The organism is Pseudomonas sp. FW305-3-2-15-C-LB1 (assembly GCF_058787615.1).
In genome coordinates this window covers 36,714-51,549 of the sequence record NZ_JBYSZX010000006.1, presented here as the reverse complement: position 1 = coordinate 51,549, position 14,836 = coordinate 36,714, and the positions used below count along the sequence as shown (strand labels likewise).

The following is a 14,836-nucleotide window of genomic DNA, read 5'->3' as shown; positions in this document are numbered from 1 at the left end:
TGCATTTCCCCTGTCAGAACGCATTGCCTGGTTTCAGGGCCGCTTCGCGCCCCAACGCGGGGCAAGCCCGCTCGCCACAGAGGTGAGGTTCGCCATCGTTGTTGTCACGGCTTGCTCCGGTGTCATGCAGGCGGTATCGAGCGTCAAGGGCACTTCATCCCAAACCTCATACTCATGCGCCAACACAGACGCCCAGGAGGGCGGAACCAGGCCGGGAATATCCCCCGTGCGGGTTTCCACCCGTCGTTGATGTTCCTGCTGGTCTGAGCAGATCACCCGAACATTCAGTAATGCCACCTTTGCTGCTGCAGCGACGGCCTTCCACGCTTGCCGGCTTTCCCTGACCGGATTTACGCAGTCCGCCACCACGGTGTGGCCCAGTTGCAGACTGCTCAGCGCCAGTGCATTCGCCACGCCATAACCGCTGGCACCCACGTCCCCTGCCAGCACACCGGCCTCGCGTATAGCCTGTTCAATCAAGTCGATACGCAGGTAAACCGCCGCGGTCTGGCGTGCGAGTTCGCGGGCAATCGTGGTTTTGCCGGTGCCGGGCAGGCCACTGAAGACAATTAGCATAGGTGGGTCTCATAAGAGTGGGCCGGTTCAGAGTATCCTTCAGTTCCCCCACAGGTCGACCACAGGACAACCGATGCTTTTGCCGTTCGTGAAAATGCACGCCCATGGCGATGACTTCATCATCATCGACCGCCGTGGCTTGCACGACCCCATCACCGCGCAGATCGCCCGCCGCCTGGGCGACCGTCACACCGGTATCGGTTTCAACCAGCTTGCCGTGGTACTCGACTGCGATGACGCCGCTGCGCGCATCAAGTTCTGGAACCCCAACGGTACGCCGCTGGCCACCTGCGGCAGCGCGACCCGTGGCGTGGCTGATCGCTTGATGCATGAGGCCGCTACGGATTCGGTGCTGTTGCGTACCGACCGGGGCCTGCTGACCTGCGTACGTGCCCCCGGGCGGCAAGTCTCGGTGAACATGGGCGAGCCGTCGCTGGACTGGCATGCAGTGCCGCTGGCCGGGGCCATGGATACGCTTGTTCTGCCTATCGAGGGCGAACCGGCCGCGTGCAGCATGGGCAATCCGCACTGTACGTTTTTCGTGGATGACCTCACCACGATCGAGGTCGCCGCCGTGGGCCCTGCACTGGAAAAACATCGGTTGTTCCCGGACAAGACCAATGTGCATTTCGTGCAGGTGCTGGACCGTGGCCGTATCCGCCTGCGCATCTGGGAGCGTGGCGGCGGCGTGCCGCTGGGCTCCGGCTCGTGCTGCTGCGGCGCGGTGGTCAATGGGATCCGGCGCGGGTTGCTGGATGCCACGGTGCAGGTGGAGTGCGACGGCGGCATCGTGACCGTGCACTGGGCGGGTGAGGGCGGTGTGGTGCTGACCGGCAGTGTCGAGCCGGTGATGCAAGGCAGCGCCTACGTGTTCTGAAACGTCACGGTGAAGGTGGTGCCGCCGGTGGCGCAGGAACTCACCGCCACATCCCCGCCGTGCACCTTGGCCAACTCGCGCACGATATACAGGCCCAGGCCCACGCTGCGCACATCACTGCCCTGGTCGGTAGCTCGGGTCATGGGCTCGAACAGCCCGGCCAGCAACGCTTCGGGAATGGCCGCGCCGTGGTTGTGTACCGCCACTTCGCAGCCGCCAACGCCCAGGCGTGAGGTAATCCGGATCGGCCGTTGCAGGTCGCCATAGGCCACGCTGTTGGCCACCAGGTTGCCGATGATCTGCTGCACGCGGTCGGCGTCCAGGCAGGCGTCGCCATGGCCTTCTGCGTGATGTTCCAACGTCGCCTTGGGAAACGCCACGCGCAGTTCGTCCACGGTGCGATGAATCACGCCATGCAAGTCCAACGGCAGGGCCTTGATGGAGATGCCCTGGCCGACCCGGGCCTGGGTGAAGTCCAGCAGGTCGGCGATCATGCGTTGGGCGCGTTCGGACGACTGGCCGATGTGCCCCAGCAACTGGCGCTCCTTGGCCGTGCGTTCGCTGCGGCTGAGAAAGTCGGAGGCCATGCGGATGGCGGTGAGCGGGTTTTTCAGGTCATGGCTGACAATCGCCACCATCTGCTCGGCGAACAGTGCGCGGCGCTGGGCGATGGCATAGGCCTCGCGCAGTTCGGCCTGGGCTTGCTGCAAGGCCAGTTCGGTGGCGGTTTTTTCCTGCAGCAGGGCTTCGGCCAGGTTGCGTGCGTTGAGCAGCTCTCGTTCGTACTTGTCGCGGTCGGTGGTGCCGAACAGAGCCAGGTCGTACACCGTAGCGTCGGCCTGCTCGCGCTTGTTGCCGTTGAGCAGCACGGTGATCTTGTGGCCGTCACGGTGCAGCATGTCCAGCTTCACTTCGGTGATGCTCCCATGCATGCGCAACATGGGCGCCAGGTGGGTCTGGTGGAAAATCCGGCCGCCCATGGTCAGCAGGTCCTGGAAGCGCTTGCCGCACAGCTCGGCGGCACTGAACCCCAGCCATTCGCTGAAGCGTGCGTTGGTTTGCACCAAGGTGCCATCTTCCGAGGTGACGGCCAGTGCGCAAGCGGCGCTATCGAATAGATCAGCTGGCACGTGCAGTTGCCCACGGCGCAAGGAAGCTGTCCATGGCCACCGCGCAAGCCTGGGGCGCGCTCATGTGCGGGCAATGGCCGACGTTATCCACTAGGTGATAGGTGCTGTTGGGCAACACGCTGTGCAGGTATTCGCCGACAGCCACCGGTGCGATCAGGTCGTCGGTCGATTGCAGGATCAGCACCGGGGTGGCCAGGTCGATCACATCCTGACGGTTGTCCGACATGAACGTCACCCGTGCGAATTGCTTGGCGATATCCGGCTCGGTGCGGCAGAAACTCTTGGTCAGCTCTTCGCCCAGCGCGGGCTGATCAGGCGCGCCCATGATCACCGGGGCCATGGCGCTGGACCAGCCGAGGTAGTTGCTGTCGAGGGTGTCGAGCAGGTCTTCGATATCGCTACGCTTGAAACCGCCGATATAGCCGTCTTCATCGATATAGCGCGGCGACGGGCCGATCATCACGTGAGCGGCGATCCGTCCCGGTGCCTGGCGGTCGGCGAGGGTGCCGATCATCGCGCTGACCGAGTGACCCACCAGAATCACCGGGCCTGCGGCATGGGCGTCGATGATCTGATTGAGGTCCCGGGCATAGCCGTCCAGCGTGCTGTATTTGTCTTTGTCGTACGCGCTCAGGTCCGACAGGCCTGCGCCGACGAGGTCGTACAGGACCACACGAAAACGCTCGAGGAAATGCGGTGCCAGGTAGTTCCACATGGCCTGGTTGCAGCCAAAACCATGGGAGAACACCAAAGTCGACGCGCCGGTGCCCATCACATTGACGTTGTTGCGCTGACGTAGATCCATGGGCTTCTCGGTTATGGCGTATTGCTATGTATGTGCGCAGTTTAGATAGTCAACGCCGTGGGGTCACGCGTTATAGCGTTGATAAGGTAAAGTCGGCGCCTTCAGGAAGAAACTTCGGGTAACAAAGCATGATGGCGATTTTGCGGCAATCGATCCTGGGCCTGGTGGCGCTGGTGCTCATCGGCCTGTTGAGCACCGCCCATGCGGAGGATTCGCCCATCGGCGTGGCCCTCGACCAGCGGGTGATCGACCTCACCAACACCCTGGACGCTGCCACCGCCACCCGTATGAAAAACCAGCTCGCCGACCTTGAACAGCGCAAAGGCGCGCAAATTGCGGTGCTGCTGGTGCCCACCACTGGCGGCGCGAGTATCGAGGACTACGCCAACCAGCTGTTCCGTGCCTGGAAGCTGGGGCGCAAGGACATCAACGACGGCATCCTGCTGGTGGTGGCCAAGGACGATCGCAAGGTGCGTATCGAAGTGGGCTACGGCCTGGAAGGCACGGTGACCGACCTGCTGGCCCATCGCATCATCGAAGAACACATCACGCCAGCGTTTCGCCAGGGCGATTTCGCGGGCGGTGTCTCCCAGGGCGTGAACGATCTGGTGGTGCTGGTCGACGGCGGTGACCTGCCCGCGATTGCGGCGCCGGGGCTCAATCCACAGTTCATTGCGATACTGCTGGCGTTTGTCATCGGAGCCATCGGCGGTGTGCTCATCGCCGCCGGCAAGCTGCATTGGCGCCGCGCGTTGATTGCCACCGCGGTAGTGACAGCGCTTCTGGCGATCTATGGCGGCGGGCGCGATTGGCCGATGTACCTGTTTGTAGTGCCGCTGACGTTGCTGATCGGCGGCGCCACATTCGGCGCATTGTGGTTGGCGCGTGGGGTGTTTTACAGCGTGTTGGGACTGCTGGCGTACATCGTCGCGGTGCTGGTCGCGAACCACTTCGTCGAGGTCAACTTCGTCCATTGGCTGGTGTGGCCGTTTGGCAGCGCCTTGGTGCTGGGATTGTACGTGGGGCTGTTTTTCGTCATCCGTGAATCCTGGAAAAAACGCCCACGCTTTTTCATCCTGCGTGTGTTGGTGGTGCTGGCGGTCTATGTGGCCGTGGGGATGTTGCTGGGGCAGGGTTACCAAGGCTGGATAGTGGCGATACCGGCTGCGACGATCGTGGCGTTTATTGTGTTTATCCAGAGTATTTCCGAGGGCGGCTCGGGGTCGGGCGGAGGTTCCGGTTCCAGCTCCGGCAGCTCCCGGTCCAGTTCCAGCAGCAGTTCATCGGGCGGCGGTGGTTCCAGTGGCGGCGGCGGTGCCTCAGGGAGCTGGTGAAACATCACAGCGATTTAGACAGAAACACCCGGCTGCTGCCGTCCGGTTCGCATGGAATCTCACCAAAGCGCACCCAGCCATGCTTCTCGTAAAACCCTGGTGCTTGAAAGCTCAGGGTGTACAGCACAGCATTGCGACGCGCTCGGCGTCGGGTTGGTCGCTGATTTCAATGTGCGGTGCGTTCATCTCTAGAGCGCCATGACCATTTCATGCCACGCCATGCCACCGTGATCCGATGGCGACGGCTGCACATACTGGTAGCCCATGCGCTCATACAGCGGCACGTGTTGCTCCTTGCACATCAGGTGAATTGTCTGCTTGCCCATGCCGCGCATGCGCTGCACAAATTCGGTCATCAGTATTTTCGAATAGCCCTTGCCCTGGTGCGCCGGGTCGACCACCACCGACATGATCACCACATTCGGTGCGTCGGCCGAATGGCCTACCAACTCCTTGAACGCGTCGTCCGACATCACCACGTGGTGGGCGCAGCCGCAGTTGATGAAACCCACCACTTCGCCAGCCGCTTCCAGGATCAGAAAGCCTTGCGGGTATTGCGCAATACGCGTGCCGATCTTTTCCAGGGTGGCGGCTTCGTCGCCTTCGTAGGCGCCGATCTCGATTTCAAAGCAGCGGGCGGCGTCGGCGGGGAGGGCGTTGCGCAAGGTGAGGGCGGGCATGGGCGTTTCCTGAGGCGTTTAGCGAGAGGCCACATGATAGACAAACATCGACCCGAGCGACACAGATCCCCTGTGGCGAGCGGGCTTGCCCCGCGTTGGGCTGCGAAGCAGCCCCAAATTCAGCACAGGAGACCTGCCTGGCACACCGCATTCAACCTTACTGGGGCCGCTGCGCAGCCCAACGCGGGGCAAGCCCGCTCGCCACAATGACTTCATCACTCAGCTCACAGGGAGTGCATCAAACCCCACCCACCAACTTCCCTCCGTCCATCCGGCGCTTATACGCACTGTCCCGACTCGCCAACCAGAAGTACAACGGCGACGTCACCACCAACCCCACCACCCAGGACAGGTCCGCCCCGTTGATGTGTGCCGAAATCGGCCCCACATACAGCGGCGTGTTCATGAACGGAATCTGCACCACGATCCCCACTGCGTAGGCCAGCAGTGCCTGTGGGTTGTATCGGCCATAGATCCCGCCATCCACGCGGAAGATCGAGGCAATGTCGTACTGGCCTTTGTGGATCGCGTAGAAGTCGATCAGGTTGATCGCTGTCCACGGCACCAACACCACCAGCAGCACCAGCACCATGTCGACGAAGTGGCCGATGAAGTCCTTGGAGGCAAACACCGCCGCAATCGCACAGGCCCCCAGCACCAGGATCGAGATCACCGCGCGGCTTTTGGCGGTGGGAATCCAGCGGTACGCAAAGGTCTGCACCAGGGTGATGATCGACAGCACCGCACCATACAAGTTGAGCGCGTTGTGGCTGATCACGCTGAGCAGAAACAGCACCAGCATCAACGGGCCGATGGCACCGGTGGCGAGTTTGACGGCGTCCATGGTGTCCATGCCGACCGGGGTGGCGAGTACGGCGACGGCGCCGAAGATGAACGACAGGCTGGAGCCCAGGGCCGAGCCGAGGTAGGTGGTCCAGAACGTCGACGCTACGGGCACGTCGGCCGGCAGGTAGCGCGAGTAGTCGGAGACGTAGGGCGCAAATGCGATTTGCCACAGCGCCGCCAGGGACACCGTTGCCAGCCAACCGGATATGTTGAATTCACCGCGGGTCAGGAAGTCGGTGGTCTGTACATGGGTGAAGATGTAGCCGAACCCCAGCACGATCCCGGCGCCCAGCACCCAGGTGCCGATGCGGTTGAGCACGTGGATGAAGCGGTAGCCGATGATGCCGATGATGCCGGAGCCGATGGCGCCGATCACGATGCCCACCGGCACGGGCACGGCGTCGACCACGCCGTGCAGGGACTTGCCCGCCAGCACGATATTGGAGGCGAAAAAGCCGATGTACATGACGCCGGCAATCACCACCACCAGCAGGGCACCGAGTGAGCCGAACTGGGCACGGCTCTGGATCATTTGCGGGATGCCCATCTGCGGGCCCTGGGCCGAGTGCAACGCCATCAACACGCCGCCGACCAAGTGGCCGACGAGGATCGCGACGATGCCCCAGAGCAGGTTGAGGTGGAACAGTTGCACCCCCAGCGCCCCCGTGACGATCGGCAACGGTGCGATGTTGCCGCCGAACCACAGGGTGAACAGGTCTCTGACCTTTCCATGGCGGTCTTCCGGGGGCACGTATCCAATCGTGTGTTTTTCGATAAGCGGGGCGGAGGATGTTGCAGTGGTAACCATGACGAGCTCCAAGGCAAGGTGAGTACGTTGACGTACTTCGCTGTGCGCCACCTGCGCGGCGCTTTGTTGTTGGCGTGATCATCTGCAATGGGCGCGGGGAGGTAAATTAGTAAGTTTGTTGCTATAGACCTTAAAAAATATAGCTCGCGTCTTGTCGCGCTCCGGTATGTTGCCTACACCTGATTGACGGGCGAAGCCCCACGTTTCTGGAGGTCCCGATGGCTGCCTATAACCTGCGCCAGCTCAGATATTTCGTCACCACGGCCGAGTGCGGCAGCGTCGCCGAGGCGTCGCGCAAGCTGTATATCGCGCAGCCGTCGGTGTCCACGGCGATCAAGCAGCTGGAAGACAGCTTTGGCGTGCAATTGTTTATCCGTCATCACGCCCAGGGCGTGTCGCTGACGCCCAGCGGCGCACGCTTCTATCGCAAGGCGCTGGAGCTGTTGCGGGTGGCCCACGAGTTCGAGCAGAACGCCCTGGCGGACAATGACGTGGTGGCCGGGCAGATCGATATCGGCTGCTTTGAAACCGTGGCGCCGCTGTACCTGCCGCGTCTGATAGCCGGTTTCAAGGCGCGCTGGCCGGGGGTGGAAATCCGTATCCGCGATGGCGAACAACAGGAGCTGGTGCAGGCGCTGACGGCGGGCAGTATCGACGTGGCCATGCTGTTCGAGCACGACCTGGGCGCGACTATCGAAACCACCCCGTTGATGCCGCCGCAGCAGCCCTATGCGCTGTTGCCAGCCGATCATCGCTTTGCGCAACAGGCCAGGGTGTCGCTGGCAGACCTGGTGCTGGAGCCGATGATCCTGCTGGACGTGCTGCCCAGCCGCACCTACTTCGTGAGCATTTTCGAAGAGCGCGGGCTGACGCCCAATATCGTGTTCAGCTCGCCGTCGATCGAGATGGTGAGGGGCATGGTGGGGCGGGGGTTCGGGTTTTCGATTCTGGTGACCAAGCCGTTCACCGAGTACACCTACGATGGGCAGAAGGTGGTGTGTGTGCCGTTGGCCGAGACCGTCACCGGTTCCGGCCTGTCGGCAGTCTGGCTGCGCCGCGCACCGCTGACCAAGCCGGTGCAGCTATTTGTCGACTACTGCCGCGAAGAACTTGCCCGCTTGCTCGGCTGACATGATCGTTCTCACGCAGAACGTGGGAAAGAGGGTTGAATGTTTTACATCGTGAATGCTTGCAGGGTACTGGGTGTCTCCTGACCGGACTGCTACTCACAGATGTATCAAATTCGTCCTGAGGATGCGTTTCTTTGCGGCACCAGGGAACAATCAATCTTTATTCTGATGGGGCGTAATTCCTGATGCCGGCCTCATCAAGCTTTTGTTGGAACTCTCGATGGAAATCACTGATTCTCATCTGTAAGGCAAGGCTGAAGCTACCGTCACGTGAGTCAGGTTTGAAACTGAAATGAAGTGTGTTGTACATACCAAACCCGCCACCAAAATCATTGAGATCATAGATGTCAGATTGTTGTTTGACACCGATGTCTTTTGACCTGGCGAGTTCATCGAAGATCTTTTTCGCGCTTTGGTAGTCATGCAGTTGTAGCGTGAAGCGCATCCCGGTTTCGTGCAGCATGTTGTAAGGAGTGCGCACGTGCGACGCCTGATGTGCTCCTTGAAGTGACGAAGGAGTGGAAGATGAATGGATACTTGGCATAATCGGACCTATGAGCTGATGGCGACAATAGGTGGTGACTCAACAGGCTTGGTTCCTGATCATTGGATAAAGCCCCGTTTCAAGTGTTTCATCCTCATTCAGAGGCGGGATACTTCAGCTCGGACGTGCTACAGCAATGTTGCCAGCATCCGCTGCAACATCCGATCACAGCCGTCGAGCTGTTCCACACCCACGAACTCATCCGGCTTATGCCCCTGGTCCATGCTGCCCGGCCCGCACACCACCGTGGGAATGCCCACCGCATCAAACAAACCACCCTCGGTGCCAAACGCCACTGTGCCGAATTCCCGTGAACCGGAAAACGCGGCAATCAATTGCGCCGCCTGGCTGCGCTCATCGGTCGCCAACCCGGGGTAGGCCGACAACTCGGTAAACCGGATTACACTCTGCGCGCTCACCGACTGCATACGCGGCAGCACCTGCTGCTCGGCGTAAGCCTTCAATTCGTCAGCCACCTCAGCCGGGTCCTGCGACGGCAACGCGCGCACCTCAAAATCAAACCGACAATCCGCCGGTACGATGTTCAGTGCTTTGCCGCCACTGATCACCCCGGTCTGCACCGTGCTGAACGGCGGGTCAAACCGCGCGTCCTGGGTATCGCGCAGGCGCTGGCCAATTCGCCCCAGCTCACCGATCAACTCGGCGGCATGTTCAATCGCATTCACCCCATACGGCGCATAGGCGGAGTGACACGCCTCGCCATGCACATCGCAACGCATCGCCAACTTGCCCTTGTGCCCGAGCACCGGCTTGAGTTCGGTGGGTTCGCCGATGATGCACAGCATGGGTTTGACCGGGCGTTGCTCCAGCACCGCGAGCAACGAACGCACGCCCAGGCAACCGACTTCTTCGTCATAGGACAGGGCGATGTGCACCGGCACCCGCAGCGGCGCCGCGACCAATGCCGGCACCAGCGCCAGCACGCAGGCGATATAGCCCTTCATGTCGGCGGTGCCACGGCCAAACAGCTTGCCATCGCGTTCGGTCAGCTCGAACGGCGGCACTGTCCAGGGCTGGCCGTCCACCGGCACTACATCGGTATGCCCCGACAGCACAATGCCGGGCAACTCCACCGGGCCAACGCTGGCAAACAGGTTGGCCTTGCTGCGCTCCGGGTTGTAGACCAACTCGCAGGCCACTCCGAAACCCGCCAGGTAGTCGCGCACGAACTCGATCAGTTGCAGGTTGGATTCACGGCTGGTGGTGTCGAATGCAACCAGCGTCTGCAGCAGTTCGCGGCTGGTATTCATCGGTCATCTCCGGCCACGCCGTAACCGGGGGAGCGGTCCGGGGCGAGGGCGCGGTCGATGTAGTCCTGCACCTGCGGACGGTAGGCGTCCCAGAGTGTTTGCAGTGCAACGATCGGCTGTTCATCGGCCCAATCCACCCGCAGGTTGATGATCGGCCAGGTCAATTCGCCCACCACCACCAGCGCGGCCGAATGCACCGGGCCGGCTTCGCCACCGGCGGCAATCGCGGCGTGCATGGCCGCCAGCAGTCGGTCGGCCAATTGGCCTTCGCCCTGCTCGAAAGCGCTGACCATTGCCTCGATCACCGCACGGTCGGCCAGCATGTTGCCCGCCGCCACGCACTGCTCGCCCGATACCGCGTTGTGCGTGCCGAGGGTTTCACTGCCGCTGAAATGCACGCTGCGTCCCAGGTGATCAATCGCCGTCAGTTGCCGGTACTGGCTGTAGCCGTTGCGAGTCAGCGCTTTGTCGAGGGCGTCGGCAGGGGCCAGGCCTTGCTCCAGCAGGTCCAGCACGTCCGGGCCCAACGCCGGCAAGGTGATGTTCTGGGTCGACACCGCGCCCACTCCGGGTCGCAACCAAGGGCAGCGGGCGCCCACGGCAATGCTCGAGGAACTGATGGCAATGCCCAGTTGGCCGGTTTCGGCGCACCGACCGACGATTGAAAAGGTCATGTGTGGCTCCTTACTCGGGAATAACGGCGATCACATCGATTTCCATCAGCCACTGTGGCTGGCCGAGGGCCGACACCACCAGCCCGGTGGAGATCGGGAACACGCCCTTGAGCCACTTGCCGACTTCCTGGTACACCGGCTCGCGGTAGCGCGGGTCGATCAGGTAGGTGGTGGTCTTGACGATGTGGCTGAGGTCGCTGCCGGCTTCTTCCAGCAGTTGCTTGACGTTTTTCATCGCTTGCTCGGCCTGGGCGCGTGGGTCGCCAAGGCCGATCAGGTTACCCTCGAAATCGGTGCCGACCTGGCCGCGCACATACACGGTATTGCCGGCGCGCACGGCCTGGCACAGGTCGTTGTCCAGGCTCTGGTTGGGGTAGGTTTCTTTAGTGTTGAACATGCGGATTCGGGTGTGAGTGGGCATCGAGAAAACTCCGGCAATGAAGGCTCAGGCGTTGACAGGGGATGGGCGAGCCAGCGGGGCGGCTTCGCGGTATTCAAGGTATTGACGCTGGATGGCGATGTGGTCGGCGACGTATTTGGCGTCGTGCCACACGCCCCAGATGAACGACGACCCCCGGCGCGACTGCCACGGCAACCCGAGGAAGTAGACCCCGGCCTCGCTGGACACGCCGCGCTGGTGCCGGGGCTTGCCGGCCTCGTCGAAGGCTGCGACTTTCAGCCAGCTGTAGTCCACGGCAAAACCGGTGGCCCAGATGATCGAGGTGACGCCGGCCCTGGCCAGGTCCAGTTCCAGAATCGGGTTCTTGATGCAGTCCGCATCTGGGAAGGCGCGACGGGCTTCGGGCTCCAGGGGCAAGTCCAGGCCGTTGCGTTCGATGTAGGCATCGGCGGCATCCAGCAGGGCCAGGTAGTTTTCATCGCCGCGTGCCAGGTTTTCCACCAGGTTCGGCTGGAACGTGGCGACGCTGCCCTTGAACGCCTGGGTCAGGCCCACCAGGGTCATGCCTTGCTGGGCCAGCTCGCGGAAGTCGATGGTCTTGCCGCCGTGCGCGCCGCTGACCGCAATGGTCACGTGCTCGCGGCCGGGCTTCATCGCCGCCTGGTCCCACTCACCCAGCACCCCCAGCCACCAGCAGAAATCGCGGTTGCGGTAGGCGCGGGGCGGGCGGTCGTGGGCGCCGACGGAGAGGTACACCTGGCGCCCGGAACGCTGTAATTCATCGGCAATCTGCACGCCGGATGAGCCGGCGCCCACCACCAGCACGGCGCCGGTCGGCAGTTGCGCGGGGTTGCGATACTCGGCGGAGTGGATCTGGTGCAGGGCCGTATCTTTCGGCGCAATCGCCGGGATCACCGGTTTCTGGAATGGTCCGGTCGCGGCCACCACCCGGTTGGCTTCGATCACACCTTCACTGGTGTGCACGGTGAAGCCGGGGCGGCCGACATTGCGTACCACGGACAGCACCTCGACGCCGGTACGAATCGGCGCGTTGAACTTGCGGGCGTAGGCTTCAAAATAATCGGCCACGCGTTCCTTCGGCGCAAAGCCGTCCGGGGCGACGGTGTCGAATGCGAGGCCGGGAAAGCGGTCATGCCACGCCGGCCCGTTGGCCACCAGCGAATCCCAGCGCCCGGTGCGCCAGCGCTCGGCGATGCGGCTGCGCTCCAGCACCAGGTGGGGCACGCCTTGCTTGCTCAGATGCTCGCTCATGGCCACGCCAGCCTGGCCGGCGCCCACCACCAGCGTGTCTGTTTTTGTTATTGCTTCAGTCATGTCCTCTGTCCTTGCGTAATGCCGTTGGATTCAGCGTTGGCATGACTTCAAGGCTAGGGGGAGGGGGGGTATAAATAAAATATTATTAAGCTGGGAAGTGAGCATAAATATCGGATGCAAGAGTGATTGCTCAGGTCAAATGCATGCCGTTACTTAATGACGGTTACCGGTGCAATGCCAACTGGGGTAGGCTTCACCCAAGGAGAACTGTCATGACCGATTTGAAACGTTTTATCAGCGAGCAGCAGGCAAAAAAACAGTCGCAGGAGCGACATGTCGATTGGGCTCAACGCAAAGCGCGATGGCTGGATGAGCTTGAGCAGCTTTTCGTTCGGATCCGCCTGGCATTGGTCGAAGCCGGGCTTGATGAGTCGGCGTTCACGCCCACCACCCATGCTCTCCAGGAAGAAACCCTTGGCTCATATCAGGTCTGTGGGCTGCGTGTTGAAATGCCGACCGGCGTGGTGCAGTTCACACCAGTAGCCAGCGTGATCATTGGTGGGTTTGGCCGGGTAGATGTGATTGAGGCGGGGCGTGGCGAGCGGGTCAAGTTGATTGCTCAGCAACCTGACGAGTCACCTGTCGACGACACTCGGCCCCCCTACGATCGAGAGTGGGTATGGCGGGTCTATCCGGGTGTTGGTGCCAGAGGCGGGTTCGACTTCGACGACAAGGGTCTGGTACGCCTGTTTGAATTGATGGTTGGAGAATGAGTGCTGATGACAGAACGATTTCCCACTATTGATGAAGCCCGGAACTGGTACGTCGTCAGCTTGGACGGCCTGCGACATCTCAAGCGTGTAGTGGATGGGGCCAAACCGCAGCATGTCTCGGAAGAAACGCTGGATCAAATCATGTTCATGACCCAGGAAGAGTGGAAAGCCTTCATTCGCCGTCGGGAAGATGAGCATGAAGCGTTTGCATCATTGGCGTTACTGGCAGCCTGTGAAGGTGGGATTCGCAGGGACTGTGCATGGCGGGGCGCAGACAGTAACAGCGGGAACGTCCATCATCGCAGGTTTCAACGTTTGAATAGCGGCGCAGGCCATATTTCCTTAAGAAGTATCATCGATGCCTGGCAGGGGGCGCTTGGGCGCGATAGCTATTTCAAAAACTATCTGGCCGAACTGCGAGGGCTATACGTTGATCGCAATGCGTTGGCACATGGCCGTGCATCCTTGCAGCAATTCAATTTCGCCTTGATCTATGAGCGCCTGAGCCGGGTCAGATCGAAATGGCGACAAGTTGCCTCGGACTTCAAAGGTTTCTGACCACTATGCCCAGCATCCGTTTCATGACCCCAGCCGACTACGACGCCATCCTCGCCCTGATGCAAGGCACCCCCGGCATCTCCCTGCGCGACGCCGACTCCCGTGAGGCCACCGAGCGCTACCTGGCGCGCAATCCCGAGATGAGTTTTGTCGCCGAAGCCGATGGCCGATTGATCGCGTGCGTGATGTGCGGCCACGACGGGCGTCGCGGTTACCTGCAACACCTGCTGGTAGTGCCGGACTATCGCCACCAAGGCATCGCCCAGATGCTGACGCAGCGCTGCCTAGGCGCGCTGGAGCAGTTGGGCATCTACAAATGCCACCTCGACGTGTTCAAGAGCAACACCAGCGCCGCCCAGTATTGGCAAGGCCAGGGCTGGACACTGCGCACCGATATCGACCGCTATTCGTTTACCCGCACAGGCGACGAAAACGCCTAGAACTCCCCGGAATACTTGACCGCAGCTGCCGCCCGCGAGGGCACATCCAGCGCGCGCAACAGCGACGACACATGGATACGCACGGTAAACGGCGAGATATCCAGGGCCTTGGCGATTTCCTTGTTGGTCTTGCCCTGGGCGATCAGACGCAGCACGTCTTGCTGGCGGGCGGTGAGGGTATGGGTGTCCAGTGGCAGCAGGCCAGAGGGCGCGAACTTGACCAGTACTTCGCCTTCGCGGATCGCCAGCAGCGCCTGGCCGATCTCTTCGGGGGCAATGTTCTTGCCGATGAACCCGTCCGCGCCCAGGGCCATGACTTGGTCGATCAGCGCCGGGTCGTCCACCATCGATACCACGATCAGCGTGGTGCGCCGCAATTGCTGGCGCAGTTCGACCAGTTGGCTCATGCAGGTCAGGCCGGGGAAGCGCAGGTCGAGGATCAGCGTGTCGATCTCGCCGCCGTCGCGGATCAGCGCGAGCACACCGCCGAGGTCGCCGGCTTCCTGCACCAGGGCGTCCGGCAGCAGGCGCTGCACGGTGCGCACCATGCCTTCGCGGAACATCGGGTGGTCATCGGCGATGATGATACGGCCGGTCATGGGGGTGCTCCTCCCTGGGGCAAGGTTGTGCCGTTGCATGCTACCTTACCACCGTGCCCAGGGCCTGCCTGCGGTGCGTTAAGGAATTGATGACTGCCGCACAAGGACGTAAACCC

The 14,836-nt window shown here is 61.8% G+C and carries 16 protein-coding genes and 2 pseudogenes; 6 read left to right on the top strand and 12 right to left on the bottom strand.

Going from position 1 to position 14,836, the window contains the following annotated elements; genetic code table 11:
* Positions 1–33: 33 nt before the first annotated feature.
* Positions 34–576 (bottom strand): P-loop nucleotide/nucleoside kinase family protein, encoded by a 543-nt coding sequence (locus AC3WP7_RS13615; RefSeq protein WP_092245314.1) that lies wholly within the window; start codon positions 574–576, stop codon positions 34–36.
* 73 nt (positions 577–649) lie between these two features.
* On the opposite strand from AC3WP7_RS13615, the gene dapF reads away from it, so the two are divergent.
* Positions 650–1,453, top strand: coding sequence for a diaminopimelate epimerase (gene dapF, locus AC3WP7_RS13610; protein ID WP_093512679.1), 804 nt, complete (start codon positions 650–652; stop codon positions 1,451–1,453).
* Here dapF and AC3WP7_RS13605 read toward each other — a convergent pair.
* Positions 1,441–2,583: a PAS domain-containing sensor histidine kinase gene (locus tag AC3WP7_RS13605; protein WP_102593119.1), complete on the bottom strand. Its 1,143-nt coding sequence runs from the start codon at positions 2,581–2,583 to the stop codon at positions 1,441–1,443. The genes dapF and AC3WP7_RS13605 overlap by 13 nt on opposite strands.
* Positions 2,573–3,388 carry an alpha/beta fold hydrolase gene (locus AC3WP7_RS13600; protein ID WP_093123575.1) on the bottom strand — a complete coding sequence of 272 codons (816 nt, stop codon included), beginning with the start codon at positions 3,386–3,388 and terminating at the stop codon, positions 2,573–2,575. The genes AC3WP7_RS13605 and AC3WP7_RS13600 overlap by 11 nt, the downstream gene beginning before the upstream one ends.
* Positions 3,389–3,516: 128 nt before the next feature.
* On the opposite strand from AC3WP7_RS13600, the gene AC3WP7_RS13595 reads away from it, so the two are divergent.
* Positions 3,517–4,722: a TPM domain-containing protein gene (locus tag AC3WP7_RS13595; protein WP_102593104.1), complete on the top strand. Its 1,206-nt coding sequence runs from the start codon at positions 3,517–3,519 to the stop codon at positions 4,720–4,722.
* Positions 4,723–4,726: 4 nt separating this feature from the next.
* Here the strand turns inward: AC3WP7_RS13595 and AC3WP7_RS13590 are convergent.
* From AC3WP7_RS13590 to AC3WP7_RS13580, 3 genes and pseudogenes are all read right to left on the bottom strand, one after another.
* Positions 4,727–4,873: pseudogene (locus tag AC3WP7_RS13590) on the bottom strand (GNAT family N-acetyltransferase); the annotation flags it as partial.
* Between the two features lie 37 nt (positions 4,874–4,910).
* The gene (locus tag AC3WP7_RS13585) at positions 4,911–5,402 is read right to left on the bottom strand and encodes a GNAT family N-acetyltransferase (protein ID WP_092245325.1); all 492 of its coding nucleotides are present in this window, start codon (positions 5,400–5,402) and stop codon (positions 4,911–4,913) included.
* A gap of 238 nt (positions 5,403–5,640) precedes the next feature.
* Positions 5,641–7,056, bottom strand: a complete 1,416-nt coding sequence (locus tag AC3WP7_RS13580; protein ID WP_092245328.1) for a purine-cytosine permease family protein — start codon at positions 7,054–7,056, stop codon at positions 5,641–5,643.
* A 218-nt stretch (positions 7,057–7,274) separates the two neighbouring features.
* Between AC3WP7_RS13580 and AC3WP7_RS13575 the strand changes: the two genes are divergently transcribed.
* Entirely contained in the window at positions 7,275–8,186 is a 912-nt protein-coding gene (locus tag AC3WP7_RS13575; RefSeq protein ID WP_071491725.1) for a LysR family transcriptional regulator, read from the top strand.
* Between the two features lie 160 nt (positions 8,187–8,346).
* On the opposite strand, the gene AC3WP7_RS13570 is transcribed toward AC3WP7_RS13575, so the two are convergent.
* The 5 genes and pseudogenes from AC3WP7_RS13570 to AC3WP7_RS13550 form a co-directional block, all read right to left on the bottom strand.
* The gene (locus AC3WP7_RS13570) at positions 8,347–8,667 is read right to left on the bottom strand and encodes a hypothetical protein (protein WP_102668296.1); all 321 of its coding nucleotides are present in this window, start codon (positions 8,665–8,667) and stop codon (positions 8,347–8,349) included.
* A gap of 191 nt (positions 8,668–8,858) precedes the next feature.
* Positions 8,859–10,001, bottom strand: coding sequence for an acetylornithine deacetylase (gene argE, locus AC3WP7_RS13565; protein WP_093530736.1), 1,143 nt, complete (start codon positions 9,999–10,001; stop codon positions 8,859–8,861).
* Positions 9,998–10,675, bottom strand: a complete 678-nt coding sequence (locus tag AC3WP7_RS13560; protein ID WP_093123555.1) for a DUF1028 domain-containing protein — start codon at positions 10,673–10,675, stop codon at positions 9,998–10,000. Before AC3WP7_RS13560 ends, argE begins: the two co-directional genes overlap by 4 nt.
* A gap of 10 nt (positions 10,676–10,685) precedes the next feature.
* Positions 10,686–11,096: a RidA family protein gene (locus AC3WP7_RS13555; protein WP_016969085.1), complete on the bottom strand. Its 411-nt coding sequence runs from the start codon at positions 11,094–11,096 to the stop codon at positions 10,686–10,688.
* Positions 11,097–11,120: 24 nt separating this feature from the next.
* A pseudogene (locus AC3WP7_RS13550) lies at positions 11,121–12,453 on the bottom strand (flavin-containing monooxygenase).
* Between the two features lie 169 nt (positions 12,454–12,622).
* On the opposite strand from AC3WP7_RS13550, the gene AC3WP7_RS13545 reads away from it, so the two are divergent.
* From AC3WP7_RS13545 to AC3WP7_RS13535, 3 genes are read left to right on the top strand one after another with little or no spacing between them, the layout of a single operon-like run.
* The gene (locus AC3WP7_RS13545; protein WP_092245344.1) at positions 12,623–13,123 is read left to right on the top strand and encodes a hypothetical protein; all 501 of its coding nucleotides are present in this window, start codon (positions 12,623–12,625) and stop codon (positions 13,121–13,123) included.
* Between the two features lie 6 nt (positions 13,124–13,129).
* Positions 13,130–13,681, top strand: a complete 552-nt coding sequence (locus AC3WP7_RS13540; protein ID WP_092245346.1) for a hypothetical protein — start codon at positions 13,130–13,132, stop codon at positions 13,679–13,681.
* A 5-nt stretch (positions 13,682–13,686) separates the two neighbouring features.
* A complete protein-coding gene (locus AC3WP7_RS13535; RefSeq protein WP_102593169.1) occupies positions 13,687–14,121 on the top strand; it encodes a GNAT family N-acetyltransferase in 435 nt (144 codons plus the stop codon).
* Here AC3WP7_RS13535 and AC3WP7_RS13530 read toward each other — a convergent pair.
* A complete protein-coding gene (locus tag AC3WP7_RS13530; RefSeq protein ID WP_102593168.1) occupies positions 14,118–14,720 on the bottom strand; it encodes a LuxR C-terminal-related transcriptional regulator in 603 nt (200 codons plus the stop codon). The genes AC3WP7_RS13535 and AC3WP7_RS13530 overlap by 4 nt on opposite strands.
* Between the last annotated feature and the right edge of the window lie 116 nt (positions 14,721–14,836).